At 57.9% G+C, this 26,118-nt stretch carries 31 protein-coding genes; 11 read left to right on the forward strand and 20 right to left on the reverse strand.

From position 1 onward, the window contains the following. Positions 1-19 precede the first annotated feature (19 nt). Entirely contained in the window at positions 20-445 is a 426-nt protein-coding gene (arfB, locus tag ACP15S_RS12390) for an alternative ribosome rescue aminoacyl-tRNA hydrolase ArfB (RefSeq protein ID WP_425039952.1), read from the forward strand. Here arfB and pncB read toward each other — a convergent pair. Together pncB and ACP15S_RS12400 are read right to left on the reverse strand one after the other, a co-directional pair. Then, positions 442-1,749 (reverse strand): nicotinate phosphoribosyltransferase, encoded by a 1,308-nt coding sequence (gene pncB / locus ACP15S_RS12395; RefSeq protein WP_425039953.1) that lies wholly within the window; start codon positions 1,747-1,749, stop codon positions 442-444. The genes arfB and pncB overlap by 4 nt on opposite strands. Before the next feature lie 50 nt (positions 1,750-1,799). Next, the gene (locus ACP15S_RS12400; protein WP_425039954.1) at positions 1,800-3,344 is read right to left on the reverse strand and encodes an ATP-binding protein; all 1,545 of its coding nucleotides are present in this window, start codon (positions 3,342-3,344) and stop codon (positions 1,800-1,802) included. On the opposite strand from ACP15S_RS12400, the gene ACP15S_RS12405 reads away from it, so the two are divergent. After that, positions 3,321-4,097, forward strand: coding sequence for a hypothetical protein (locus tag ACP15S_RS12405; protein ID WP_425039955.1), 777 nt, complete (start codon positions 3,321-3,323; stop codon positions 4,095-4,097). The two genes, ACP15S_RS12400 and ACP15S_RS12405, sit on opposite strands and share 24 nt — an antisense overlap. A 17-nt stretch (positions 4,098-4,114) precedes the next feature. Here ACP15S_RS12405 and pncA read toward each other — a convergent pair whose 3' ends face one another. Beyond that, positions 4,115-4,711, reverse strand: a complete 597-nt coding sequence (gene pncA / locus ACP15S_RS12410) for a bifunctional nicotinamidase/pyrazinamidase (RefSeq protein WP_425039956.1) — start codon at positions 4,709-4,711, stop codon at positions 4,115-4,117. A 95-nt stretch (positions 4,712-4,806) separates the two neighbouring features. Here pncA and ACP15S_RS12415 point away from each other — a divergent pair, with 95 nt between their 5' ends. The 3 genes from ACP15S_RS12415 (at position 4,807) to ACP15S_RS12425 (ending at position 7,643) form a co-directional block, all read left to right on the forward strand. After that, complete coding sequence (locus ACP15S_RS12415; protein WP_425039957.1) at positions 4,807-5,721, forward strand: rhodanese-related sulfurtransferase; 915 nt, start codon at positions 4,807-4,809, stop codon at positions 5,719-5,721. A 114-nt stretch (positions 5,722-5,835) separates the two neighbouring features. Further along, positions 5,836-6,702: an MBL fold metallo-hydrolase gene (locus tag ACP15S_RS12420; RefSeq protein ID WP_425039958.1), complete on the forward strand. Its 867-nt coding sequence runs from the start codon at positions 5,836-5,838 to the stop codon at positions 6,700-6,702. Then, a complete protein-coding gene (locus ACP15S_RS12425; protein WP_425039959.1) occupies positions 6,699-7,643 on the forward strand; it encodes an MBL fold metallo-hydrolase in 945 nt (314 codons plus the stop codon). The genes ACP15S_RS12420 and ACP15S_RS12425 overlap by 4 nt, the downstream gene beginning before the upstream one ends. An 88-nt stretch (positions 7,644-7,731) precedes the next feature. Here the strand turns inward: ACP15S_RS12425 and ACP15S_RS12430 are convergent, their stop codons facing one another. From ACP15S_RS12430 to ACP15S_RS12490, 13 genes are all read right to left on the reverse strand, one after another. Then, positions 7,732-8,793 carry a YeeE/YedE family protein gene (locus ACP15S_RS12430; RefSeq protein WP_425039960.1) on the reverse strand — a complete coding sequence of 354 codons (1,062 nt, stop codon included), beginning with the start codon at positions 8,791-8,793 and terminating at the stop codon, positions 7,732-7,734. A gap of 168 nt (positions 8,794-8,961) precedes the next feature. Then, a complete protein-coding gene (locus tag ACP15S_RS12435; protein WP_425039961.1) occupies positions 8,962-9,390 on the reverse strand; it encodes a DUF302 domain-containing protein in 429 nt (142 codons plus the stop codon). Between the two features lie 18 nt (positions 9,391-9,408). Further along, positions 9,409-10,668 (reverse strand): FCSD flavin-binding domain-containing protein, encoded by a 1,260-nt coding sequence (locus ACP15S_RS12440; protein ID WP_425039962.1) that lies wholly within the window; start codon positions 10,666-10,668, stop codon positions 9,409-9,411. Between the two features lie 42 nt (positions 10,669-10,710). Beyond that, on the reverse strand, positions 10,711-11,415 hold the full coding sequence (locus tag ACP15S_RS12445) for a c-type cytochrome (RefSeq protein ID WP_425040893.1): 705 nt from the start codon (positions 11,413-11,415) through the stop codon (positions 10,711-10,713). After that, positions 11,415-12,461, reverse strand: a complete 1,047-nt coding sequence (locus ACP15S_RS12450) for a c-type cytochrome (protein WP_425039963.1) — start codon at positions 12,459-12,461, stop codon at positions 11,415-11,417. The genes ACP15S_RS12445 and ACP15S_RS12450 overlap by 1 nt, the downstream gene beginning before the upstream one ends. Further along, positions 12,445-13,716 carry a sulfite dehydrogenase gene (gene soxC, locus ACP15S_RS12455; protein ID WP_425039964.1) on the reverse strand — a complete coding sequence of 424 codons (1,272 nt, stop codon included), beginning with the start codon at positions 13,714-13,716 and terminating at the stop codon, positions 12,445-12,447. The genes ACP15S_RS12450 and soxC overlap by 17 nt, the downstream gene beginning before the upstream one ends. 213 nt (positions 13,717-13,929) lie before the next feature. Next, positions 13,930-15,627, reverse strand: coding sequence for a thiosulfohydrolase SoxB (soxB, locus tag ACP15S_RS12460; protein ID WP_425040894.1), 1,698 nt, complete (start codon positions 15,625-15,627; stop codon positions 13,930-13,932). A 108-nt stretch (positions 15,628-15,735) separates the two neighbouring features. Continuing rightward, entirely contained in the window at positions 15,736-16,590 is an 855-nt protein-coding gene (soxA, locus tag ACP15S_RS12465; protein WP_425039965.1) for a sulfur oxidation c-type cytochrome SoxA, read from the reverse strand. A 76-nt stretch (positions 16,591-16,666) separates the two neighbouring features. After that, positions 16,667-16,996 (reverse strand): thiosulfate oxidation carrier complex protein SoxZ, encoded by a 330-nt coding sequence (gene soxZ / locus ACP15S_RS12470; protein WP_425039966.1) that lies wholly within the window; start codon positions 16,994-16,996, stop codon positions 16,667-16,669. Between the two features lie 19 nt (positions 16,997-17,015). Next, entirely contained in the window at positions 17,016-17,432 is a 417-nt protein-coding gene (soxY, locus tag ACP15S_RS12475) for a thiosulfate oxidation carrier protein SoxY (protein ID WP_425039967.1), read from the reverse strand. Between the two features lie 31 nt (positions 17,433-17,463). Further along, positions 17,464-17,946, reverse strand: coding sequence for a sulfur oxidation c-type cytochrome SoxX (gene soxX / locus ACP15S_RS12480; protein ID WP_425039968.1), 483 nt, complete (start codon positions 17,944-17,946; stop codon positions 17,464-17,466). Positions 17,947-18,074: 128 nt separating this feature from the next. Continuing rightward, entirely contained in the window at positions 18,075-18,653 is a 579-nt protein-coding gene (locus tag ACP15S_RS12485) for a thioredoxin family protein (RefSeq protein ID WP_425039969.1), read from the reverse strand. 14 nt (positions 18,654-18,667) lie between these two features. Continuing rightward, the gene (locus ACP15S_RS12490) at positions 18,668-19,408 is read right to left on the reverse strand and encodes a cytochrome c biogenesis CcdA family protein (RefSeq protein ID WP_425039970.1); all 741 of its coding nucleotides are present in this window, start codon (positions 19,406-19,408) and stop codon (positions 18,668-18,670) included. 92 nt (positions 19,409-19,500) lie between these two features. Between ACP15S_RS12490 and ACP15S_RS12495 the strand changes: the two genes are divergently transcribed. From ACP15S_RS12495 to ACP15S_RS12505, 3 genes are read left to right on the forward strand one after another with little or no spacing between them, the layout of a single operon-like run. Then, positions 19,501-19,857 carry a hypothetical protein gene (locus tag ACP15S_RS12495; protein ID WP_425039971.1) on the forward strand — a complete coding sequence of 119 codons (357 nt, stop codon included), beginning with the start codon at positions 19,501-19,503 and terminating at the stop codon, positions 19,855-19,857. Further along, positions 19,854-20,198, forward strand: coding sequence for an ArsR/SmtB family transcription factor (locus ACP15S_RS12500; RefSeq protein ID WP_425039972.1), 345 nt, complete (start codon positions 19,854-19,856; stop codon positions 20,196-20,198). Before ACP15S_RS12495 ends, ACP15S_RS12500 begins: the two co-directional genes overlap by 4 nt. Before the next feature lie 46 nt (positions 20,199-20,244). Further along, on the forward strand, positions 20,245-21,303 hold the full coding sequence (locus tag ACP15S_RS12505) for a YeeE/YedE family protein (protein WP_425039973.1): 1,059 nt from the start codon (positions 20,245-20,247) through the stop codon (positions 21,301-21,303). Here the strand turns inward: ACP15S_RS12505 and fliP are convergent. Genes fliP through fliF form a run of 4 tightly spaced genes read right to left on the reverse strand, consistent with a single transcriptional unit; the run spans position 21,300 to position 24,532 of the window. Next, positions 21,300-22,022: a flagellar type III secretion system pore protein FliP gene (gene fliP / locus ACP15S_RS12510; RefSeq protein ID WP_425040895.1), complete on the reverse strand. Its 723-nt coding sequence runs from the start codon at positions 22,020-22,022 to the stop codon at positions 21,300-21,302. The genes ACP15S_RS12505 and fliP overlap by 4 nt on opposite strands. A gap of 2 nt (positions 22,023-22,024) precedes the next feature. Further along, positions 22,025-22,309 carry a FliM/FliN family flagellar motor switch protein gene (locus ACP15S_RS12515; RefSeq protein ID WP_425039974.1) on the reverse strand — a complete coding sequence of 95 codons (285 nt, stop codon included), beginning with the start codon at positions 22,307-22,309 and terminating at the stop codon, positions 22,025-22,027. Next, complete coding sequence (locus tag ACP15S_RS12520; protein ID WP_425039975.1) at positions 22,302-22,904, reverse strand: FliH/SctL family protein; 603 nt, start codon at positions 22,902-22,904, stop codon at positions 22,302-22,304. Before ACP15S_RS12520 ends, ACP15S_RS12515 begins: the two co-directional genes overlap by 8 nt. Next, entirely contained in the window at positions 22,904-24,532 is a 1,629-nt protein-coding gene (fliF, locus tag ACP15S_RS12525) for a flagellar basal-body MS-ring/collar protein FliF (RefSeq protein WP_425039976.1), read from the reverse strand. Before fliF ends, ACP15S_RS12520 begins: the two co-directional genes overlap by 1 nt. A 101-nt stretch (positions 24,533-24,633) precedes the next feature. On the opposite strand from fliF, the gene ACP15S_RS12530 reads away from it, so the two are divergent. The 3 genes from ACP15S_RS12530 to ACP15S_RS12540 are packed head-to-tail and all read left to right on the forward strand — an operon-like array spanning position 24,634 to position 26,086. Continuing rightward, entirely contained in the window at positions 24,634-25,125 is a 492-nt protein-coding gene (locus ACP15S_RS12530) for a flagellar basal body-associated FliL family protein (protein WP_425039977.1), read from the forward strand. A gap of 11 nt (positions 25,126-25,136) precedes the next feature. Next, the gene (locus ACP15S_RS12535) at positions 25,137-25,502 is read left to right on the forward strand and encodes a hypothetical protein (protein ID WP_425039978.1); all 366 of its coding nucleotides are present in this window, start codon (positions 25,137-25,139) and stop codon (positions 25,500-25,502) included. Next, positions 25,502-26,086, forward strand: a complete 585-nt coding sequence (locus tag ACP15S_RS12540; RefSeq protein ID WP_425039979.1) for a MotE family protein — start codon at positions 25,502-25,504, stop codon at positions 26,084-26,086. Before ACP15S_RS12535 ends, ACP15S_RS12540 begins: the two co-directional genes overlap by 1 nt. The last annotated feature ends 32 nt before the right edge of the window (positions 26,087-26,118 follow it).

Raw genomic sequence — 26,118 nt, forward strand, 5'->3', positions numbered from 1 at the left:
GCTTTCCCAGGTGTTGCACATGAGCCTACGCATTACAGAAGATATCATTCTCGCGGATTGGGAGCTCAGCGAGAGCTTCATGCGCGCGTCAGGGCCCGGGGGGCAGAATGTCAACAAGGTCGCGACAGCGGTAGAGCTTCGGTTCGAAGCCGCCAGATCACCCGCACTAAGCCCGGCCGTCAAAGCTCGACTGAAACGTTTGGCGGGCCGACGGTGGACGCAAGACGGAGCACTCGTCTTGCAAGTCGACACCACGCGTTCGCAAGCCCGCAATCGCGAGATTGCCCGCGAGCGTTTGGCCGCCCTCATTACTCAGGCGCTCAAAGCCCCGAAACGTCGCATCGCAACCAAACCAACACGGGCCTCGCAACGGCGTCGTGTTGAAGGAAAAAAAGCGCGTGGCGCGGTCAAGGCCATGCGTGGGCGTGTGTCCGACACCGACTAGACCTGCAGGTCAATCCGTTCTTGATGTCCGACTTGAAAAACCCGTTTGTATCGCTCGATCTGCTGCGCGGGACCCATTGCTTTATTGGGATTATCCGACAGCTTAACCGTTGGCCGCCCGTTCGCCTTGATGGCCTTGCACACGAGAGAAAACGCATCCAGCGATCCATCCTGTGTCAAACCCCTGAAATCATTTGTCAGGTTTGTGCCCCAACCAAACGAGACCCGCACCCGTCCGCGGAATTGCGATTGCAACTGCTGGATTGTGTCGACATCCAGGCCGTCTGAGAAAATGATGAGCTTCTCCGCCGGATCTTCACCGCGGGAGCGCCACCATGCTATCGCGGCCTCCGCACCGTTGGCTGGATCACCACTGTCGATGCGTATGCCTGTCCACTTGGCGAGCCAGTCCGGGGCATGCGCGAGGAAACCCTCGGTGCCATAGGTGTCTGGAAGAATAATCCTCAGATTGCCGTCGTGCTCGTCATGCCAATCCGCCAACACATCATAGGGCGCGCGGGCCAAAGCTTCGTCTGTCTCGGCCAAGGCGGCGTATACCATGGGCAACTCGTGTGCGTTGGTGCCAATCGCTTCAAGATCCCGGTTTTTGGCGATCAGGCAATTGGACGTACCGACAAATTTGTCGCCCAGACCTTCCAACATCGCCTGAACACACCAATCCTGCCACAGGAACCCATGGCGGCGGCGGGTTCCGAAATCTGCGATGCGCAAATCGTCGACAGTCCGCAGTTTCTCGACTTTTTCCCAAAGTTTGGTCATCGCGCGGGCATAGAGGACTTGAAGTTCAAACCGCCCCATGTGTTTGAGTACGGCGCGGCTGCGCAATTCCATGAGCACCGCCAGCGCAGGAATTTCCCAAAGCATGACTTCCGGCCATGATCCCTTAAAGGTCAGTTCGTATTGGCCGTCTCTCTTTTCAAGATGATAATCCGGCAGGCGCAGCGCTTCGAACCACTCCATGAAATCGGACCGGAACATCTGGCGTTTGCCGTAAAAGGTATTGCCGCGCAGCCAGGTACTCTCTCCACGAGACAGCTTGAGTGAACGGATATGATCAAGTTGTTCACGCAACTCGCCCTCATCGATCAGATCAGCCAGCCGGATGGAGGTACTACGGTTGATGAGGGAAAATGTAACATCCGTGTCACGCCGGTTGCGAAAGACCGATTGGCACATCAATAGCTTGTAAAAATCCGTATCAATCAATGATCTCACGATCGGATCGATACGCCATTTATGGTTCCAAACGCGCGTCGCGATGTCCAAGGACTGTCCTCCAAGCATGCAGTGTCTTTGGAGTGATACGCCTATGAGATCATCATAAAAACCAGAAATTATCCAAACTTGCGCGTGACAGGTTGCTCGTCCAATCGTTTGCGCGCCCGCAACAAAGCAGAAACCAGTTCTGCGCGGCGCACGGGTTTGCTGAGAAAGTCATCCATTCCAGCTGCCAGGCAAGCCGCTTTGTCTGAGGAAAACGCATTCGCGGTGAGCGCGACGATTTGTGGGCCCTGTCCGAATTGCTCTCGGATCTTGCGCGTTGCGGCGATGCCATCCATTCGTGGCATCGACATGTCCATCAGCACGACGTCAAATTCCCGTCGACCCACTGCTTGGACCGCATCGACGCCGTTGGACACTGCCTCCAACTCGATCTGATATTTCGCCAATAACCGCTCAACAAGCATGCGGTTGGTCGCATTGTCTTCCGCCAGCAAGACCCGTAATCCAAGCAGGTTTTCCGGCGTTTCAATAGCTTCATCGTCTTTCGCGACAGGGACGTGTTCCTGAGCCGCCTCCATTTCCACGATTAGCGTAAATGTCGATCCTTCGCCCTCAACGGAGTGCACTTTGATTTCGCCCCCCATTTGTCGCGCCAGCAATCGAGAAATGGACAGCCCCAGACCCGTGCCGCCAAACTCACGGGTCGTGGCCGCATCCGCCTGTGAAAAGTGATCGAAGACATGACCGAGCTGGTCTTTTGCTATGCCAATCCCCGTATCCCGAACATCTATGGAAAGTTTGAACTTCCTTCCCGTTTTTTGATGGCTGACATCGACGGTGACACCGCCCGTCTTCGTGAATTTGATCGCATTGCCGATCAGATTGATCAGGATTTGACGCAGCCTGCCGTCGTCCCCACGGAGCCAAGCGGGAAGACGCGTGTTGAAGTTTGTATCCAGATAGAGATCCTTCGCGGACGCCTTTTGGCGCAGAAGATCGATGACATCGAGGATGCAGGGCCCGGGCGCAAAATCAACCGGGTCAATCTCAAGCTTTCCTGCATCCAGTTTTGAGAAATCGAGAATGTCATCAATGATCTTGAGCAACGAATCTGCAGAATTTCGGATCGTTTTCACGTATTGGCTTTGCTCGGCATTCAACGCGCTCTCACCGATCAATTCCGCCATGCCGATGACGCCATTCATGGGCGTGCGTATTTCATGGCTCATCGTCGCAAGAAACGCCGACTTCGTCCTGCTACCTTCTTCTGCCTTTTGCCGCGCGATTGCCAATTCTTCAGCGTGCTTCTTCGTTGCCGTGATGTCGCGCTCAATGGCCACAAACATCTCGATATCGCCATCATCAGAATGCACGGGAACGATGTTTGTCTCGATCCAGATTTCTCGCCCATCCTTGGTCACATTGAGAATTTCCCCTCGCGCCGCTTCAAAGGCCTCAATCCTCGCCTGGATCGCCTCGATGGTCCGCACATCTGTATTCGGAGAATTGAACAACTCCGCTGGCGTACGGCCCATTGCCTCTTCCAGCGTATAGCCTGTGATGCGTGTAAAGCTGTCATTGACCCAAAAGATGCGCCTGTCCTTGTCGGACAGGAAAATGGAGTCATTTGCATGGCGCGCCACCATCGACAGCATTCTGAGCTCTTTTTGTTGCTCTCGCAAAGCGATGCCGCGACGTTCAATCAGGCTTTGACGACGCAACAGATCACGAGCCGCCTGCCTATGGCGCCGAAAATTGACCGTCCCCGCTTTGATAAAGACAAAAACCACATAAGCCATCAGCAAAGCGCCGATGGCCTCGAAGGTTCTTTGGGTGATGTCACCCCGCGCAAAAAGAAAATCCCCGATCATGCATGTCGCACCAGTCACTGCCATCATGTTGATGCGTACCAATGCTGCGGAACGGTGATATTCCTTGCTCAGGCCAGCATTCATGGCAACCGAGACAAGGAATGCAACACAGCAAAAGGTCGTTTGGCCGGGCTCCGCGCCGTACCATGCAATTACACAACCAATGGCAAGACCGAGGGCATGAAAAAAAGCGGATCGCGTCGTCCATGCGAGAACTCGTTTGATGTCTTCGCCTGCGTCCAAGCGCTTGAGGCAATAGCGCAGGAAAGCGACATCGAGCGCATCCGAGAGACTAAAAAGCACACCTACGCAGGCCCCAAGCGCTGGCGTTGTAAGAAAAGCGATCGTTATTGCGGCAAAGGTACTGAGCACCAGGCGTTCTGGCATTCCTTTGCTCCGACCGCGCGCATACCTGCGGAACAGACCAGCAGATTGAAAACTCGTCTGGAGCCGCGCAATCGCGTTGTCGGAATGGAGCAAACTGTTTTCCATGGGTCACTTAAGCCGCTTTGGTTCGGTGTATCGACCAGCCCTTAAGAAACCGAAAACGGCCCTCAGCTCAGCTGCACACCGGCCTTTGCCATCTCTTCCAGTGCTGCGCCCAACGAACCATCAAGGTCAATGGCACGGCATAGATCCTGCACGACGGCTGCCCGAAAGCCCAGTCGCGCAGCGTCCTGCGCGGAATAAGCGACGCAAAAATCCGTGGCCAACCCGACAAGTTCTACCTCGTTGACACCGCGCGTACGCAAATACCCTTCCAGACCCGTTGGTGTTTTTCGATCATTCTCAAAAAACGCCGAATAGCTGTCTATCTCCCGCCGGAAACCCTTGCGAATGATCATGTCCGCGTGGTCAGTGCGGAGCTTGGGGTGGAACGCGGCGCCCGGAGATCCTTGCTGACAGTGATCTGGCCAGAGCACCTGAGGGCCATAGGGCATCTCGGTCAGGTCAAAGGGCGCTTTACCCTCGTGTTGCGAGGCGAATGACAGATGATCGGCCGGGTGCCAATCCTGCGTCAGGACGACAACATCGGCCGCCGCCATGCGATGATTGATCCCCTCGACAATGGCATCTCCCTCCGCGACAGCCAGCGCGCCGCCGGGGCAAAAGTCATTCTGGACGTCAATCACGAGAAGCGCTTTGGTCATGGTCATCCCTTCCTTTGGATCCGATCTTGCGCCGCCAGTCGCCCGCGTCAACCCGGCACTTGCCAGCCAGAGGCCAATCGTCCTAAAGCGCGCGCATGTACATTGTTGCCGCACTCTATCACTTCACGCCTTTCCCGGATCCCGCAGAACTTAAGGCTCCGTTGGCAAAACTGTGCTGTTCCAAAGGTGTAACAGGCACCTTGCTCCTCGCACAGGAAGGGATCAACGGGACCATTGCCGGAGAGCGGGCGGCCATCGACGCAGTACTCGCACATATTCGCGCCCTGCCCGGTTGCTCTGATCTTGAACACAAAGAAAGCAGCGCGGCAGATCAACCGTTCGCACATATGAAAGTCCGTCTCAAGAAAGAGATCGTGACCATGGGCCAGCCGAATGTCGAGCCGCGCGTCAGCGTCGGGGATTACATTGCTCCGGAAGACTGGAACGCGCTGATCCAAAGCCCTGATGTCGCCGTCATTGACACCCGGAATGACTACGAAGTGGCAATCGGGACGTTTGAAGGCGCCATCGATCCCCAGACCGCTTCTTTTCGGGAGTTCCCGGCTTGGTGGGAGGCCAACAAGGAGCGGTTTCACAATAAGCGCATCGCCATGTTTTGCACGGGCGGTATTCGCTGCGAGAAGTCGACAAATTGGTTAAAACAACAAGGTGTTGAGGAAGTCTATCACCTCAAGGGAGGTATTCTGAAGTATCTCGAAGAGGTGCCCGAAGAAGACAGCACGTGGCAGGGAGATTGCTTCGTGTTTGATGGGCGTGTTTCCGTGGGGCACGGGCTGGTGGAAGGGCCGCATGTCCTGTGTCACGCATGCCGCCGCCCGATCCTGCCGGAGGATCGAGAGCGTCCGGAATATGAACATGGCGTGGCCTGTCATCTCTGCGTCGAGGAAACGAGCGCGGATGACAAGATGCGTTTCCGGGAGCGGCAAAAGCAGATCGAACTGGCCCGCGCACGCGGCGAACGCCATATGGGCGGTCATCGCAACGTTTGACGGGACGGCTTGTCAGACCCAATGCTCTCTGTCATATTCAAATAATGTAATTTGATGGGAGGTGGGGTTTTGACGATTTCACGACGCAGCGCATTGGCAGGTCTCGGCGCGAGTATGCTGACCAGCCTCGGACAGCCTCTTTGGTCCGGAACGACGCTGGGCACCATGCAAATCGATACGCTCAGCGATGGCACCTTGACGCTGCCCGGCGATTTCATCTTTGGCCCCATGCCCCAAGACGAGCTGGCGCCCATCCTGAAAGACTATGGCCAGGATCGCGACGCGCTGACGCCTGAGTGCAACCTCACTTTGGTCCGGCAGGAGGACAGGGTCATTCTGTTTGATGTTGGCTCTGGCGCGGATTTCATGCCGACGGCCGGCAAGCTGCTGGACGCGCTCGATGCAAAAGGCCTCGCTCCCGAAGATATCACACATGTTGTGTTCACGCATGGCCACCCAGACCACATATGGGGCTTGCTCGATGAATTCGATGATCCAATGTTCTACGAAGCCGAGGTACTGATCGGGCAAACAGAATTCGACTATTGGATGAATGACGATACCGTCACTACGATCGGCGAGGCGCGCGCGGCTTTCGCAGTGGGGGCCAAAAGACGGCTCGAAGCCATCGCTGACCAAGTCACTCTGATCCAGCCGGATCGCGAGATTTTGCCCGGCATTTATGCCCATGCCTCTCCCGGTCACACGCCGGGGCATATGGCCTATGAGCTGCGCGACAGCGGAAAATCCCTGATGGTTGTGGGGGATGCAATTGGCAATCACCACATTGCCTTTGCGCGGCCCGGCTGGGAAAGCGGGTCGGATCAAGATCCTGCTATGGCTGCTCAAACGCGCCAACGGCTTTTCGATCAAATCACCACTGATGATATGGGCCTGATCGGTTTTCACCTGCCCAATGGCGGTATGGGGCAGGTCGTTACGGCTTCTGGCGCCTACCGGTTCGAGGAGTGGGACAGATGAAGCACTCCTATCTGACGCTCCTGTTGCTGCCCGGCGCCCTTTGGGCGAGCGAAGATATCGCGGATCAATATCCGCAAAGCCCGCTCTATCAAAAGCCCGTTGAAGTGATCCCGCACGTGTGGTCCGCCATCGGCGCCACGGCCCCGCCAACTTACGAAAATACCGGCCATAACAATAACTTGAGCTTCATCGTGACGGGGGAAGGTGTTGTCGTGGTCAACGGCGGAGCGGCCTATGTTCTGGCCGAAGCCCTGCATGGCGAGATCAAACAGATCACCGATCAGCCCGTTGTCGCCGTCTTCAATGAAAACGGTCAAGGCCACGCGATGCTCGGCAACACGTACTGGGCCGAACAGGGCGTTCCCATACTGGCCCATGAAGACGCCGCGGCGGAATTCACGGAATACGGAGCGCAGATTCTCGCGGGCATGCAGCGCTACAACAGGGACAAATCAGAGCGCACTGAGATTACTCCCCCGACAGAGACCTTCTCGGACGAATATATCCTCGAACTCGGTGATTTTCGCATTGAAGCCAAGTACTTGGGCCCGGCCCACTCACCCGGAGATATCTCGATCTGGTTGCCAAACCAAAGCCTTGTGATCGCGGGTGACATGGCCTTTCACGAGCGGATGCTGCCCCTTTTCGAGGATACCATAACACTGGATTGGCTCGAAACCTGGGACACCGCCTTTGAGCCGCTCGGAGCGACATATGTCATCCCCGGCCATGGCCATCCCACGAATATGGCGCAGGTCCGGCGGTATACAAAAGGCTATCTGGAATATCTGCGCGGCCAAATCGGCGCGCATATCGAGAACGGCGGGGATCTGTCTGACGCCTACTACGTCGATCAATCGCCCTATGCCCATCTCGATACATTCGAAGAGCTCGCGACGCGCAATGCCGGCCGTGTCTTTGAGCAAATGGAATGGGAATAAGCCTGATCGCGTAGGGGGGAATTTGTGCGATTTACCCCTCAAATCGTACAAATTCCCCCCCAGCGCACAGTGCGGAGCGCGCGCTGCATTAAGCCAAGCTCAAGGCCTGCCTGTATCGGCGCATCCCCAACTCCGTCGCGACCGCGCCGACCCACATCGCAAAGACCGCGACCCAGGCGGTTATCGCGAAAATAGCACCGCCTGTGACGCCCGCGCCGACCGCGCATCCCCCGGCCAGCATCGAGCCAAAGCCCATCAAGGCCGCGCCCAGCAGGTAGCGCTCCATGGGCGTATCCGAGCCAAACCGCTCAATCCGAAACTCGCCTTTCGGGACAGACATCAGGAATGACCCCAAGAACACGCCGGGGATCAAACCGAGCCCGAAGGACAGAGGCAATTCCGTTGTATTGACGAGCCCCATCAAAGTATCCGTCGATGGGCCGGTGAAGGTGACCGATGAGATGGCAATGACCTCAAAGGAGGTCTGCGCGAGCGCAAAGGTCAACACCCAGCCCGCCGCAACTGCAAGACCCACGAAACACGCCGCGACCAGCTGGCTCGCGCGCAGACCTTCCCTCGCCGCCAGCCATAATCCGACAGCCAAACCCAAGCCCGCCAGGACAGCCGCGGGCCCGTGTCCAAGCCCCAACTGGGTCAGCAAAGACCGCGCCTCACCGCCCGGCACAACCCACATCGCGCCCAACGCCTCCCGCACGGGGGACAACACCCCCCGCAACGACGCCTGCGCAACCAGAGTTAAAACGAGGCCTGTCACGATCGCGCGCAGATTCCCTGTTGCCGACAAAACCAGCAATCGCGACGCACAGCCGCGCGCCAGGATCATTCCGGAGCCGAACATCAATCCACCAAGGATTGCGCCAGACATGGAGCCCGTTGCAGCCAACTGCCGCGCCTCGACGGGGTCAAACACCTCCGCCAGAATGGCCAATTGGACCGCGCAGACCGCTGCACAAAAGGCGATAAGCCAGATGCCCAGCTTTGGCCCGGCCCGAAGGTCCGCGACCTCCACGGTCGCTGCGCGCAAACAAAAGCGCGAATGCTGAGCCGAGGCTCCAAACAAGAGCCCAACCAACGCTCCGATCAGAACCAGAACGCCGCTATCCCCGAATGTGTCAATTGCCCATTCCATAGAGTCTCAGTAGCCCGGAAGGCGCGCCTACGCCTTGATACAGCGCAAAAACCTCTGTTTTCAAAGTGTGCTCGAAGGGATCAGAGCCGAGCGCGCCACAAGACAGAACGCCTTTCGAGACTTCGCGTCAGAGCGCAACACGGAACGCATCACGCGCATTAATACCGGTCAAAACGCCAGAGCGTCCTGAACCAAAACTTCCAGAAACGCCTCTACCTTGTCCATTGGGCCGGGGGGATAGGTGCGATAGCCTATTTCAACGAGGCCAGTGCGATCGGTGATGAAGATCGAATAGGGGCAGAACGCCACAAGCGCTGGATCCTCTTCCATCACCTCCCGGGACAACTGCGCCGAACAGAACAGGAAGACGTCAGCCCCTGCAAACAATGTCTCACCGCCCATATCCGCGCGCGTACGCTCCAGCATGTCGCCGGTATGCGCGTGGTGATCGATCACCAGACCGGCATCCAGAATGGCGTTCTCTACCGAGAAGACCGCATCCTCAAAAGTACCATCATAGGGATGGGTGATTGCGAAATCCTCAGCCGCAAGGGACGTCGCACTGAGCAAGGCGCAGGCCAGAAAAATAGGTTTCATCGGCCTGCGCCCTTTGCGTTAGCTGAACATGTCAGCCGTGATGCCGTCGTACCAGCCGAGGCTTTCGACATAGGTTGCCTCGCGGACATCCGGGGTTTCGCCCGTTGCGGAGATAAACCCGTCGACCTTGGCAATCTTCTCCTCGGTTGCCTCATAGGTCGCGCCCACCTTGACGCCGTCCTTGGCATCAATGAGAGACCAGCATGTATTGGCAAACTTGGCCGGGAACACACGGCTGCCCGTCAGCGCCCCGCGCACGGCATTGGCGCAGACCTTGGCCTGGCTGTTGGCTGAGAACCCGGATTTTGGCATATCGCCCTGCTGGCTTGCATCGCCCAGCACATACACGTCCGGATCGGCTTTCGTTGACATGTCGGCGGCGTTGACCGGCGCCCAATTGCCATCTGTCACACCGGCAAGCTCGGCAATCCGGCCTGCTTTCATCGCAGGGATCACATTGGCGGCGTCAACCTTGGTGACCTCACCGTCGATTGTGACGGTCATGGCGGCGGGATCAACGCTGACATTGTCGCCCCCGAAATCGCTCCCGATCCAGTCGATCATGCCCGCGTAATGCTTGTTCCAGCCTTCTTCGAAGAGCCCCTGCTTGGAGAACTTGCCCTTGGGATCCGCCACGATGATTTTCGCCGTGGGATTGGTGTTCTTCAGCAGATGCGCCACCATGGAAATCCGCTCATAGGGCCCGGGAGGGCAGCGGTAAGGGTTCGGGGGCGCGACCATGGCAAAGGTCCCGCCTTCGGGCATTGCCATGATCTGGGCTTTGAGCAATTCCGCCTGCGTCCCGCCCTTGTAGGCGTGGGGCATGACATCCTGATCGGCCACAGACCAACCCTCCACCGCGCCATCGACGAAATCGATACCCGGCGACAGGATCAGCTTGTCGTAAGGCAGTGTGTGTCCGCCAGCGGTCGTGACTGTCTTTGCGCCGCGATCCACGCCGACGGCCCAATCGTGCAAGACATTGACGCCGTGGTTTGTCGCCAAACCGGCATAGCCGTGTCCCAGGCTGTCCATCTCGCGGAAACCGCCGATATAGAGATTGGAGAAGAAGCATGTGTAGTATTGGCGCGAGGGCTCGATGAGTGTGACATCCACCTCGCCCTTACTGTCTTTCGCGATGTAGCGGGCAGCCGTTGCGCCACCGGCTCCGCCGCCCACGACAATGACCCTTGGCTTGCCATGTCCAGCCGCGCGCACCATGGGCGCGCTGAGTGTTGCGGCCGTGGCCGCCAGGAATGTTCTTCGCTTCATTTGCATTGGCAGTTCCTCCCTGAACTCCTGCGTAGCGGCGCCAGACCTTTACGGTTCGAGTGCGCCAAAATATGCGGCGAGGGCCGCGATTTCCTCTGCATTCAACCGTCCGGCAATCATTTGCATGACGGGATGCGGTCGGACCTTGTCTTTGTAGGCGTGCATTGCGATTACAAAATCTTCCTGCGCCCACAACGTGATTGACGGAATGCCATTTGCCGCGCCCGAGGCCTGGTGGCAGGTTGTGCATTCCGAACTCAGATATTCACCGTATTCAGAATCGCCCACCAAAGCGAGGATTTCCGGATCAACCGCGTGATCCGTGCCCCGTGCGGTCGGGTCGGCTTCCGGAATGTCGGCGGGATTGTCGGAATAGACGCGCAGATACGCCAGAAGATCAGCCCGCGCCTGCGGATCTTTCAAACCGCGAAAGGACATCCGGGTCCCCGAGACAAGCGCGCGCGGGTTCTCGATATAGGCGTCCAGCGTGTCGGCATGCCATTCCAGCCCGTTGGTCGCCGCGCGCTGCATGCCTTTGGAATAACGATACTTCTCATGGGCGGCGGCTTTGCGCCCGAAGAGGCCGTTCAGATGGGGCCCGATGCGATCCCGCGAGCCCTGCCCCACCATGTGACAGCCCTTGCACTGGTCAAAGACCACTCTCCCGGCATCGGGGTCTCCCAAAGGCTCCGCGAGCGCGGCGCCCGAAAGGAGCACCGCGCTCAAAGCCGCAATCGCACTACGCATCCGCATCATTGAGAGGCAGCTTTCAGATATTCCACGATCGCGTCAAGGTCGCCGTCCTTTCGCAGGCCGGCGAACGACATCTTCGTGCCGCGCATGTAGTCCTTGGGTTTGGCGAGAAAGGCCTTCAGCTCCTCTTCGGACCAGACCAAGCCCTCCTCTCCCGCCGCAGCCATGACCTTGGAATAGCGGAAGTTCTCTGCGGCCCCGGCGGGCGCACCGACGATCCCCGTCAGAACGGGGCCCGACTTGTTCTTCGCGCCGTCACCGATCTGGTGGCAGGATTTACACTTGCGGAAAACCTTCTCTCCCACGGCGGCCAATTCGGCATCAATGGCGGGCGCTTCGGGCTCTGCCGCCTCAGCCGCCACTTCGACCACGTCAGGCGCTGCGGCTTGCATCGCGGCCTCTTTCGCCTCTTTCGAATGGTCCTGCCCAGGCGTCACATTCAGATCAGTTGCGCGTTTGGTGATCTGCACAGCGCCGGATTTGCAGTTCTCCATGCAGGGCTCGCCGCGCCAGATCGTGTATTCCGTCTCGGCGCGATCATCGATGATGAAACCGTCGGCGTTGTACATCTCAACATCCGCGAAGGTCTCGTGGCTGAGCACGAAATCCTCGTCTACCAACTGGTTGGAATAGAGAATGTAGGCCACGATGGCATAGGTCTCATCGGCGGTCAGCGTGCCTGCGGCGCCAAAGGGCATCGAGCGATGCACGTAGTCCCACACGGTCGAGAGATAGGGCCAATAAGAGCCCACGGTCTTGACCGGGTCCTCATCGGCCAGCGTATCCCAGCCGCCCGCAAGCACGGGCCAATTGCCCACGCCTTCAGCAAAATCGCCATGACACACGGCACAATACTCGCCAAAGACTTCGTCCCCCGTCCAGACATCGCCAGAGCCTTCCGGCAAGCCGCGCCCATCTGGCAGGACATCCACATCCCAAGCGGCGATCTCTTCGGGCAGCGCCTCACGGCCCAACCCATATCCTTCGGCAAAGGCGGGGCCGCTTACCAGAAGTATCGCGAGTGAGGTTTTAAGAAACTTCGACATTTTCAGTCACTCCTTCCGGGGTCACATGCCAGGTCTGGATGCAATTGTTGTGGTAGATCGAGTTGAGCCCGCGCACCTCGCGCAGCTGCTCTTTCGTGGGCTGGATATAGCCCGTCTCATCCATGGCGCGGGATTGCAGGAGCATCTCTTCGCCCTGCCAATCGATGTCGAGATAGAAGCGCGTGAGCGCCTTGTCGGTGCCCGGTGCGGCAAGCCGCGCGGTCTCCCACGTCACACCGCCATCGCGGGAGACGTCCACCCGCGTGATCTTACCTTGGCCCGACCATGCCAGCCCGGTGATCACGAGCGGCCCGTGGCCATGGGTGATGGGTGCCTGCGGGGAGGGCGAGGTGATGACGGATTTGGCATCCATCACCCAGGTCCATTTCCGCGCCGTGCCGTCTTCGAGCACATCGGTGTATTTCGAGGTCTCTTCGCGGCTCTGCACAGCCATGTCCGTCACCTCAATGCGGCGGAGCCATTTGACCCACATGTTGCCTTCCCAACCGGGCACGACCAAACGGACGGGATAGCCATGCTCCATCCGCAGCGCTTCGCCGTTGGCCTTGAAGGCGACGAGCACATCGTCGAGCGCCTTTTCCATCGGGATCGAACGGCCGTTGGAGGAGGCATCCGCCCCTTCGACATAGACCCATTTATCGCCAAGGTCTCCGGCGGCATCGAGCCCGGCCTCCTCAAGGAGAGTGCGCAGCGACACGCCGGTATATTCCATATTGTGGATCATGCCGTGGGTGTATTGCGCGCCATTGAGCTGCGCGCCGGCCCACTCCATGCCGGTATTGGCGGCACATTCGCAGAAATAGACATGTTGTTCGCGCGGAAAGCGCTCCAGATCAGCGTAGGAGAAGACAAGCGGGCGATCCACGAGGCCGTTGATCATCAGCCGATAATCTTCCTTGCGCAGCTCGATGGCGCCAGAATGGTGCCGCTCAAAGGCGCAGCCCTGGGGCGTGATCGTGCCATCGAGCGCATGGATCGGCGTGAAGTTGATCGACGAGATCGGATCGGCGGTCAACCACGGGACGGTGCGGCGCACGACGTCTTTCTCGAATTCAATCGGCATGCCGTAGGGCGTGGCGTCCACGCCGTCACCCAGACCAGAGGTCCAGTCCTGCAACTCGGTGATGAGCGGATCGGGCGTGCCCGCGCTTGCGGCGGCACCCAGCGTACCGGCGGCTGCGGCGGCAGAGCCCCGCAGAAACGCGCGGCGGGAGGGTTTTTGGAGGTCAGACATGAGGACTCCTTTGATTGGAATGGACAAGCCGGGCAAAACCAGCCCCTGGGATTGCGATTGGTGCGTTGGGTCCATGGCGCTTTATGTCGGCCACTGGCGCGCTTCGGAAACCTGGCATCGTGTGGTCAGACAAAAATCCATCCCCGGACAGGGGCTGGCTTTGCCCGGCGCCTGCGGCGCTGTTTCGGGCAGAATGCACTGCATGCGCCAAGATCATATCCCCACGATCTCGACGCTGTTGTTCTCGGACAGGCTCACGGTGCCCTGTTTGCGAATGTGGTTTTCCACCACGTCCCAGATCTGCGGGCCTTCGGTGCCTTCATTCACGCTGGCCCATCCGGCCACGACATAGGAGCGCGATGGATCAATGGGCTCGCCTGTGGACAGAAGCGTCATCTCGGAGATGCGCTCGCCCTGAGGCTTGGAGACGTCAACGCGGTAGCCAAGCCCCCCGGTGCGGACCATATCGCCGCCTTGCTGGTAATAGGGATCGGGGTTGAAGATATTGTCGGCCACGTCTTCGAGCACGACCTTGAGGAACTCGCCCGTCATTTCCGTCCGATAGGCCTCGCCATAGGTCATGGAGGTGACGTTCCAGATGTCCTCGCGGGTGATGTCCTGTCCGGGCAGGACCGATGGGCCCCAGCGCACACCGGGCGAGAGCGCGATTTCGGCCTCGCGTTCGGAGAGCAGCGCGTCGCAAATCAGATCGTCCCACGTGCCGTTGAAATTGCCGCGGCGGTAGAGGAGCGTATCGGTCTGGCCGATGACTTCTTCGAGCTGGGCCTTGTAGGGCGCGCGCTCGGCCTCGATGGCGGCGGCAACCTCGGGATCAGGCGCGATCACATCGGAGAAGACCGGGATCAGCTTGGTGCGGTAGCCCATCATCCGCCCGTCGCGCACATCGAGATCGACGCGGGAGACAAATTTGCCGTTGGAGCCGGACGCGATCAGAAGCGTCTCGCCCACGAGCACCGGTTCGGGCAGGGCATCGTGGGTATGGCCTGTGAGGATCACGTCGATGCCTTTGACCTTGGAGGCCATGCTCTTGTCCACATCAAAGCCGTTGTGGCTGAGGCAGACCACCAGCTCGGCGCCCGCCGCGCGGACCTCATCGACCATCTCCTGCATCCGCCTGTCGCGGATACCGAAGGAGTATTCGGGGAACATCCAGCCCGGGTTGGCGATGGGCATATAGGGGAAGGCCTGACCGATTACGGCGATCTTGGTGCCGCCGCGCTCGAAGAATTTATAGGGCGGAAAGAGCTCGGTGGGCTCATCCCATTCGGCATCAAAGATATTTTGGCCGAGAGCGGCGAAGGGGAGGTCTTCAACAATCTCGGCCACGCGGTCAGAGCCCAGCGTGAATTCCCAGTGGAAGGTCATCGCGTCGGGCTTCAGCGCGTTCATCACATTGACCATGTCCTGGCCTTGCGTGTGATAGCAGGTGTAGGAGCCATGCCAGGTATCGCCGCCATCGAGCAGGAGCGCATCGGGGCGGTCAGCGCGGATGGCGTTGATGATCGTCGCGACACGGTCCAGCCCGCCGACACGGCCATAAGACTGCGCCAGCGCGGCAAAATCGCCCGACGAGAGCGCGTAATGGGCCGGGCTGCCATCGGCAATGCCGTAGAGCTTGCGAAAATCCGCCCCGGTCACATGGGGGACAGCGCCCTTGTTGTTGCCGACACCCAGGTTGATCGAAGGCTCGCGGAAGTAGATGGGCACCATCTGGGCGTGAATATCGGTGATGTGGATCAGGGAGACATTGCCAAAAGTATCAAATTCCAGAAGCTGATCCTGCGTCAGCGCCTGCTGCGCGCCAAGCCGCGCCCAATTGCCAAACCCCGACGCGCCCGTCAGAGCGGCGGCGGCCATGGAGACCTGAAGGAAATCCCGGCGGGACATCATGGGAGAGATCATCGGGCGGATCCTTTACTCGAAGTGCACACATGCGCATGTGTGAATTTAATTTCTGCGAAAAGCCCCGCCCGAATGAACGGGCGGGGTCCAGAAAGCTTAGTTGCGAACCGAGGGTCCTTCGACACTCAGACCATTGCCACGCGAGGCAACGTAAAGCTCAAGCGCGATGAACTCTGCGGAGCCCGGGCTATACGTTTCGGCACGGGTGTCGCGGACACAGCCTTTGAAACGGGCATGCACGGTATTGAGCTTGGCGTTCTTCAAACGGTAGGTCGGAAATCCGTTGATCTGGCCCTGGCTCAGGTGGTCCGCGCGGATATAGTTGCCGTAGTTCTCTTCATGGCAGGACGCGCAAGACAGCTCAAGCTGACCCGTGCGGGTGTAGTAGAGTTCCTTGCCCTGCTCCCAAACAGACTGCACCGGACCATCAATGGCCACATTGACAGGCATGCCACGGGATTGCACCGAAATCAGCGCTTCCATATTGGCCATCGCACCGGACGTGTATTTGTAAGGCTCGGCCCCCATATTCTCCGTGCGGCAGTGGTTGACCTGCATCGCAAGCGTACGGACTTCACCGGCCTCTTCATTGAACTTCGGATAAACCGCGCGCACGCCTTTCATCGACGTTTCGACGTTTTCATGGCAGGTGGCGCAGGATTTGTTCTCAGTGCCTTCGACGGCGTTCCACTGATCCATGCCCTGATCGACGAAGATCATGCCAGGATTGTCGAAATCATCCAGCTGGAGCGATTGCGTCTCGTCGGAGCGGAAGTGCCACCCCGAAATCAGCTCGCTGACACCGGTATCGGCCATGTGATCCGGCACAGCAGCCTTCGTCACCATTTCAAGTTCGTCATTGATGACCATTTTGTCGTCATCTGCGCCGCCGGCGAACGCCGCGCCCGCCAGGCCAATGGCTGTGACGATGGCTGTTGTTGTCTTTTTCATAATTTACGGTCCCTCCCTGATTGGCTTTGTATGCCAAGCCTCGCCCGGGAGATTACGTCCCGGGCGAGGACTTTATTCAGCCGATAGCCACTTTTTTCGCTGTCTCGTAGACAGAGCCATCGTCATCGTACCACGTGAATTTGAACTCACCGGCCTCTGGAACCATGGCTTCAAACTCGAAATACGGGTTGGTCGAAATCGCAGGCTCGAGCGTGACATCGATGACATTGGTGCCATTGAAATCAGCAGTGAAGCGATTGATGATCGAGCGCGGGATTACGTTTCCGTCTCCGTCCTTGCGCTGCCCGGACTCCATTTTATGGGAGATCAAGGTCTTGATTGTGATGGCCTCACCGGCGGCTGCCGTTTTAGGGACCTTCACGCGTGGTTTTACACCTTTTGCCATTGTAGTGGTCTCCTCTTGCTTAGCCGCCGCAGCCGCCGATTGTGACTTTCACGGTATTGGCCGCGCGCGCGAAGCTGCCGTCTGCCAATTGCGCAATCGCAACGACATCCTGCGTTCCGGCAAGGCGAATCCGCGTCGAGGCGGTCTGGCTGGCTGCCAGCTCACCAAACTTGAACGTGGCCACCGGGGGCGTCGGATTGCCCGCAGCGTAAACCGCGATGGCGACAGCACCGGGTGCAGACACCTCGATCGGAACGGTGTTGCCGTTTTCCGCGATTTCAGGTGTGGTGAGCTCGATACCGGCATCGCCAATATCCGCACCACCGGTGAATTCGGCGATCAGGTCGTCCAGCGCGGCATGCGCGCGCATCGGAAGGACCGTCATCAGCGCAGCACCGGCACCCAGTGCCAGCGTTTCGCGACGCGTGAATTCCATTTGGGTTCTCCTCGTCTCTGATTGAGTTACTTTAGCCGTCCTTGAGCGTCAGCAGATACGCGACGACATCTTCGACTTCCTGCGCTGTCAGAATTGGCGTCAGGTCTTCTTCTTTTGCGGCTTTGCCCGTGTAACCATTGCCGGGGCGAATAAACCCGCTGGTTTTGTAGAAACCGGGCATCACGGTACCATCGAACATCATCTTTGCGTTCACGACGATCCCGCGCAGCTCTTCCGCAGTGCGATACTCGCCCACGCCATCGAGTGACGGGCCCACTTCCCCATGGAAGGGGGCATGTTTGAGCGCTGTGACTTCATGGCAGGCGATGCAGTTGCCCTTGCCACGAATGGTCATGATCTCGGCGCCGTTCGCGGCATCACCCGGCGCACCGGTCAACGAGGCTGCAATCGTGCCATCTTCCGTAAATTCCACGTCGTTTGGCTTCATGGCTTCCGCCGACGCAAGCCCGGCCGCGCAAGCCATAATCGCAAAAATAGTGAGCGTTTTCTTCATTGTCCCTCCCGCAGCCACCTTGGCTCAGCCGCTTGGCTATCGTGGCTTATCGCATACCGTAGTGCACGAATATGGAATGACGCAACAACAAATTCACTTTTGTGAATTTTATCGCTTTGGAAGGGGTCTCAATCCGTCGATCCGTTGTCGCGCTCCTGGATCATCCGCGCGTGGTAGCGCTGAAAATCTTCATCCCCATCAAGGGCATAGCGCTTCTCAAACACCCAGGTGAACATATCCAACGTCGTGCCTGCCCCAAAGGCGCCAGGCATTTGCGCGACGGCAGCCTGCGGCGCAGTCAGGCCTTCTGCGACCTCTTCGTCAATGAACATCAACGTCGGCGTAAACAGAATCCCCCACTTGCGGGCCATGTCCTTTTCGCTGCGCGTATCGCCGTCAAAATCCGTGACCTCCACATCTCCGTGCAGGTTCAGTTGCACGACAAAGTAATTCTCCTCGATCATTGCGGTGATGTCTTCGCGTGGAAACACGTCCTCATGCATTTTGGTGCAGTAGATGCAGCCGCGTTGTTCGAAAAAGAGCACGAGGCGTTTGCCCTCGGATTTGGCCTCCTCGAGGTCTTCGCGCAGATCTTTGAACGTGTCGCGCATCCAAGCTGTTTTGTGCAGGCCATCGTCGCCGAGCTCTGCGGCGGCGAGGGGCAAAGCCATCATTGCGGCAAACAGAATTGCGATGAAACGGGTCATGTCTTTCTCCTGTGCTAGCCAATGGTCATGAAGATCGGAAAGGTCTCCAGGAGCCATTGCGCGATAATGCTGATGGAATTCGTCGCGATGAGTAGTCCGAATGTGATGAGCAAGAGGCCCATGAGTTTCTCGATCATCGGCAAATGGCGGCGGAAGCGGGCCATCCAGCGCATGAACGGGCCGATGAACATCGCAGCGACCACGAAAGGCGCCGTCATGCCGACACCGTAGACAAAGAGCAGCGAGGCACCACGCAACGCAGTGTCTTGCCCCGCAGCCGTAAACAGGATCGCCGCCAATACGGGACCCACACAAGGGGTCCAGCCGAAGGCGAACGCGAGACCAATCAGGTAAGCGCCCGCAAGGCTGAGATTGGATGTCTCGCCGGTATCTGCACGAAACTGTCGATACAAAAAGCCGATTTTGATCACGCCCAGAAAGTGCAGGCCCATGGCAATGATCAGCGCCGCCGCGGCCCAGCGCAGGATGTCGAAATACTCTCTGACCATCTGGCCAAAGATCGAAGCCGTCGCGCCCAGCGCCATAAAGACAGTGATCACGCCAAGCGCAAAAGCCATCGCGGCCAGAATCGCCCGGCGGCGGACACGCGGCGAGATCTCGGCATTGGCGCTGATCTGGTTCATGCCGACCCCACCGAGATAGCTCAGGTAAAACGGCACGATGGGCAGAATACAGGGGGACAAAAAGGACAAGAGCCCCGCCACGAGTGCGCCAAAGATGGTCACATCAAACATATCTGCCCCCCACGCGATGTGATCCGCGTTGTATAATTCACATATTCATATTACGTTGGATGAAACGGGGGCACCCCGTCAAGGAACCTGTCATGTTGAGATACCTAGCCCTCTTCGCAATGCTATCGGCACCGGTTGCGGCAGAGATGTCGCTTGTGATGGTGGAGCAGAACGGGTGTGTCTGGTGCGAGCGATGGGACGAGGAGATCGCGCCGATCTATCCAAAAACGGACGTTGGTGCTGAAGCGCCCCTCTCCCGGCTGGATATTTCAGAGGCCAACGCACAGCCGGATGTGTTTTCCGGGCGCGTCAGTTTCACGCCAACCTTCGTGCTTCTGCGCGATGGCGTCGAAGTAGATCGCCTGCAAGGCTATCCCGGAGAAGACTTTTTCTGGCCCGTGCTGGAGCAAATGGTGGAACGCGCGGCACGTTCGGAGGAACAGGGATGAAAGATACGGCCCTACCGGTCTTCGACGCACATACATGCGAAGAAGATCTCGAAAAGATGATGAACAGCGCGACGCGCGCTGCAAACTTTCTCAAGGCGCTTGGCCATGAAGGGCGGCTGATGATCTTGTGCCATCTGGCGACGGGTGAAAAATCCGTGACCGAGTTGGAAGATCTCCTGAGCGCGCGCCAGGCGGCTGTGTCGCAGCAATTGTCTCGTCTGCGCCTCGAAGGCCTCGTGACGCCGCGACGGGACGGCAAGACGATCTATTATTCATTGGCCGATGACAGGCCCAGGCAAATCATGGAAGTTGTCTACGACATGTTCTGTAAGCCTGACTGAGGCGCGGAAGGTCAGGCGCATCGGAGGGTCAGGGAGGGCACGCCGTATGCTGGAGTTGCTGGGAGAACACTGGACCGTTGCGTTTTTTGGCGCTTTGGGCGGAATGGCGCTCGGCTTGGCGGCGCGCTTGGGGCGCTTCTGCACGCTGGGCGCGATCGAAGACGTGATGTATTCCAGCTCATCTCTCAGATTGCGGATGTGGGGGCTGTCCATAGGCACTGCCATTCTCGCAAGTTTCTCCGCCATGGCCCTCGGCCTGTTTGACCCACAGGGTTCAATCTATCTCAGCCAGACATGGAATCCTCTCTCGACAATTATTGGGGGGCTTTTGTTTGGCTACGGTATGGCCATCGCCGGAAACTGCGGTTTTGGCGCACTGGCGCGGCTGGGGGGCGGCGATATCAGGGCCTTCGTGATTGTCCTTATCATCGGGGTGGCGGCCTACGTCATGTCGTCCGGTCCTCTCGCCTCGGCGCGCGTGTTTCTCTTTCCACCCATGGAAGCAGAGCAATCGCAAAGTCTGGTCTTCGCCCTATCTCGGTGGCTCCAGCTGGACGTTGCCCTGATTGGCATCGTGATCGGATTGATCCTGTGTCTGTCCTCATTATCCTCCAGCATCCTGCGCAGCTCGTGGAATGCCGTGCTCTGGAGTATCGTTGTCGGCCTGACGATCGCAGGCGGATGGATTGGCACACATTGGGTCGCCACCCATGGGTTTGAAGCAACGCCCATCGTTTCGCACACCTTCTCGACCCCTGTCGGGGACACGCTGATCTATGCAATGCTCTCGTCAGGTTTGACCGTCAGCTTTGGCATCGGATCTGTGTTTGGCGTCGTATTGGGGGCAGCGTTTGGATCCTTTGGCAAAGGACAGTTTCGCTGGGAAGCCTGTGATGACCCGCGCGAGTTGCGCCGCCAAATGACCGGCGCTTGGCTCATGGGATTCGGGGCGGTCCTGTCGCTGGGTTGCTCCGTCGGACAGGGCCTGTCTGCGATGTCTTTGCTGGCCTATTCCGCGCCGGTGGCCTTGTTGGCCATCTTTGCAGGAGCTTGGTTGGGCCTCAGACAAATGGTCGAAGGTTTCTCCCTGGGCAGCGCCCGCTAGAAATAGCTTCGCACGAGGCTTTCTGACAACAGGCTCCAGCCATCCGCGACAACGAAAAACGCGAGCTTGAAGGGCAGGGAAACGATTGCGGGGGGTACCATCATCATCCCCATCGACATCAAAACCGCCGCAACCACGAGATCAATAATCAAAAACGGCATGAAGATCAGGAAACCGATCTGAAAGGCCCGCGCGATCTCCGACAGCATGAAGCTTGGAACAAGAATACTGAGGGGGGCTTCTGGCGACAACGTCGGAGGATCTTCCGGAAACCGCAAGCTTGCCATGGATTGGAACGTGGTGTCATCCAAACGTCCCGCCATGAAACCCCTAAAAGGCTCCAAAGCCAGCTGGAAGCCCTCTTCAATCGGCAGAGTTTCGTTCAAAACCGGCGCAATACCAGCCTGCCATGCCTCGACAAAAACCGGCTCCATAATGAAGTACGTCAGAAACAGAGCGAGAGAGACAAGCAGCATATTGGGCGGCGATTGTTGCAGGCCCAAAGCCTGTCTCAGGATCGCAAAAACGGTGATCAAGAACGGGAAACAGGTGATCATGATGGCGATCCCTGGCGCAAGGCTCAGGACCGTGATCAACAAAAGAAGTTGAATTGACGTCGTCGTGAGCGACCCGTTTTCGCCCAACGACAGTGATAGCTCCTGCGCCGCGGCAGGCCCGGCCGCAACACATATGGCCGTCAGGAAAACAAGGAGCCTCAAGATCACGCAAGACCCCCGCGCAGCTCAACCACATCTGTAAGCCGAACCACGAGTTGACCATCCGGGCCGCCTTCAGATTCCTCGAGAACGCCACGCGCAATCAGCTTGTCACCCACATACAGTGAAACTGGGTCGTCAACCTGTGCATCCAGCGTCAAGACGGATTGGGGGCCCAGTGCCAAAAGCTCTGCAACTGTCGGGCGCGCCTTCCCCACGCTCACGGTTATTTCAATTGGAACGCCCGTGAACGGGTTGTTTTCGGTTGCAAGACCAGCGCCTTCAGACATGTCTCTGCTCCTTTTGTGGGGAATGGTTAAAGGCCTCAATGGCGTCGCGCAGCTCTTCCAGCAGGGCATCAAAATCAAGCGCCATCTCGCCATCGGCAAAACTGATTTGCACCTGTCCCGCCGTCAGAGACCTGTCTTCGACAACACTGACTTCAATGTCCTTAAGGCGGTCAGCCAAACGCTTCATGATTGCGATATTGTCCGGTGCGACCGAAAGGACGACCCGCATATCGTCCGCATTCAGCGGCAGCTTTTGGAGCTCCTCGGCAACCTTTGGCGCAATGGCGATGCGCGAGAGTTCTGGCAGAAACTGCGCAAACATTGCATCAAACACATTAGTCAACGAGCCGATTACGTGCGTGCAAGCCTCTTGATAGGTAAACGACATGTCGCGCAGATTTTGTGCGAGATCTGCTGCCACCTGCATCTGCTCGGCCTGATTGGCTCCGACAGCATCGTCCCAGCCAGCTTTGTATCCATCTTCATAGGCCTCTAGCCTCAAGACTTCGGTCGCTTCCTCAGAGGCTATCGGCGCGCTGACACTCGCCAGCTCAATGACATCTCCAAAGTCTTCCAACAAATGCGCTATACTCATCAGACCTTCTCCCCTTTCTCATCAAGCCACCCGCGAAGCACCTCGACAGTCTCTTCCTGGCGTTCGCTAATGAGTGTTCGCAGGCGTTCGACTGGATCCTCCGGTGGCGCGACGTCTTCTTCAAAGAGTGATGGCGACGCGACCGGCGCGAAACCGCCCGACCCGTCATCGATTTCCCCATCCAAGGCGAGGGTGTTTGCGCCCAGCGCTTCCGGCGCACCGTTCACATCAGACACAGGCCCGGCCAGTGCCGGCACGCTATCTGTATTTGCACCGCTTGTCAGAATTGGGCGCACCACGAAGAGCCCAAGGATAAGCGCAACCAAACCAGCAACCGCCATCTGGATCAAAGACATGATATCCAGCGACATCCCGTCCATCAGCCCTGTGCCTGCCGGCGTGCCCTCGGTTCCAATTGGTGTGAATGGCATGGACTTGATCGTCAGCGTATCACCACGTTCCGCATCAAGGCCAACGGCAGAAGATACGAGTTCCCGGAGGGCCTCTATTTCTGCGTCAGGCAATGGTTCGATAGTTGTTTGCCCTTGTGCGTCGGTCACTGGCGTACCGTTAACCAAAACAGCCACGCTGAGCTTGCGAACAGCACCCGGCGCCCGCACGATCTCGCGCTCCGTTTGCGAGACTTCGTAATTCACTCTCTCGCGTGTTTCGCTGTTTTGCGAATTGCTTCCACCGCCCGCAGCATCTCCATCCGGGAGGTTGGAGGCCACGGTGACATCTCCACCGCCAGCGTCTGAACTCGTATTGCTGCGTTCCTCGGTATCTGTACTGATGGCGACTCGACTTTCCGGATCAACAAGTCGCTCCCGGATCGACTCGGTTTCCGTGACCGTATCGACAGCCACCTCAACGACAGCGTTTCCATAGCCAACGCGCGCTTCAAGCAAACGCAGAACTTGCTCACGCAACTTTTGCGCGCGATCAGCACCGGCCAGCACTGGTGCATCGTCTGCTGCGGAAGTGACGAGCCCGCCGTTCCCATCAATCACTGCGACATCGTTGGGATCCAGCCCGGCAACAGCGGACGCCACCAGGAATTTGAACGCCTTTGCTTGACCCGCCCCAAGTTCAGCACCGCCAACGGTTGTCACGGAGATTGACGCGGACGGACGCAGGTCTCTTTGGAACGGATTGGAGGAGGCATTCGCGATGTGCACGCGAGCACTCCGAATCTGTGGGTTAGCGAGTATCGTTCTGGCCAGCTCGCCTTCTTTCGCACGCCAATAGGCAGCGTCAAACATTTGCGATGTCGTGCCAAAACCCGTCAATGAGTCGAGCAATTCATAGCCCTTGGACCCGTTGGCAGGCATGCCTTCGCTCGCCAGTGTCATGCGCAGTTCATCGCGCTGTTGGTGCGGGACGAAAATCGAACCGCCACGTACGTCAAAAGCAACGCCCCGCTGTTCCAGCGCCTGCACAACGTCTCCCGCCGGACCGCTTTCTAGCCCGGAATACAAAAGCGCCATGGATGGCTGCGACGCCATACGAAAAACTACAAATACCGCTGTGAGCATCGCAACAGCCGCCGCAACGACGGCGACTTGCTTGCTGGGAGACAAAGCGATCCAATTCTTGGCAATTTGCTGCACGTCCAACCTCCGATTCACCAAACGTTCTGCTTGGATATTCCGATCAATGGGCCATCAGGCTTAATAATCGGTTAGTCCCCACGCGATAAAACCGAAGCAGGCCAACTAAGGGTGATGAAATGACGGACGCCGTTGCCGAAGAAGAGCTTGAACCAAAAAAAACGTCGAAACTTCCGATGCTTATCGGACTCATTCTCGCTCTATTGGGCGGTGGAGGTGGTTTCTTCGCAGTGTATTCGGGAATGATTTTGGGTAGCGAATCGTCTGGCGACACGATGTCAGAGGAGACAGTGACGGTCGCGCCGTTGCCGGATCTGGCGTTTGTCGAAATCGAGCCTCTGATTATATCGATCGGGGCGCCAGCGCTGCGTCAGCATTTGCGTTTCCGCGCGCATCTTGAAGTCAACGAAGCCTACAAGAGTGATGTCGAGAAGCTTTTGCCCCGAGTCGTTGATGTCATGAACAGCTACTTGCGTGCTCTGGACATCGACGACCTCGAGGACTCGCTGGCACTCCATCGGCTTAGATCTCAATTGCTGAGGCGTGTGGAACTTGTGACCGGCGAAGGTCGCGTGAACGACATCCTGATTATGGAATTCGTGCTGAATTAAAGGAATGATCCATGGATCTGATAGCTGATATCTTACTGGTCTCTGGCGCACTGGGTGCTGGTCTGTATTGTTTCGTCCTGTCGCGCAAACTCGCCAAATTCAATGACTTGGAAAAAGGCGTTGGCGGCGCTGTCGCTGTGTTATCCGGCCAGGTCGATGATCTAACAAAAGCCCTCGAAAAAGCGAAGGGCAGCGCAACGGTAGAAACCCAGCGTTTAGAAGAGCTTACGAAACGAGCAGAAAACGCATCAAAGCATCTAGAGCTCATGATGGCCTCTATGCACGATCTGCCTGAACACCCCAAGCAACCGCAAGCGCCCAAAGTTAACGAAAAAGGCGATCCTGTATTTTCGAGTTTTGCACGGAGGACAGGGTAGTGGGACAGGCAAAGCAGTTAAAAAAACGCGGGAAAGGTACTTTGGCCGCCGTCGCAGCTCTATTGATCCTTTCTGCGCTCGTAAGGCTGGGAGATAGCGCGGGCCAGGCATTTGCGAGAGAAGGCGAGGTATCAACCTCCGAGGCTTCACAGTCCACTACTCCAGAACGCACGCTCGATGACATTTCTGCCGTTCTCGAAGCACTCAAAGAGCGCGAAGAGCGAGTCTTGGCCTCTGAGAAGAAAATCGATCGTAGGATGGCCGTTCTCGCGCAGGCCGATGCAGAGATCCAAGCAAGGCTAGAAGCTCTGGCTGCCGCGGAAGCATCACTCAAAGAGACTCTCGCCCTTGCGGATCAAGCGGCAGAGAAAGATCTCACACGTCTGACGGCAGTTTATGAAAACATGAAGCCGAAAGAGGCAGCGGCATTATTCGAGACAATGGATCCTAGCTTTGCTGCAGGCTTCTTGGGCCGGATGAAACCCACGGCCGCAGCCGGCATCATGGCAGGCTTGCAACCTGAAACAGCCTACTCAATATCAGTCGTACTTGCGGGGCGTAATTCTGAGGTCCCAACGCAATAGATTCACGAAGATCACTCCGGAACAACTCACAC

Origin of the sequence: Primorskyibacter sp. S187A (genome assembly GCF_049800955.1) — a bacterium.
In the GTDB taxonomy this organism is placed as follows: domain Bacteria; phylum Pseudomonadota; class Alphaproteobacteria; order Rhodobacterales; family Rhodobacteraceae; genus JAKVBH01.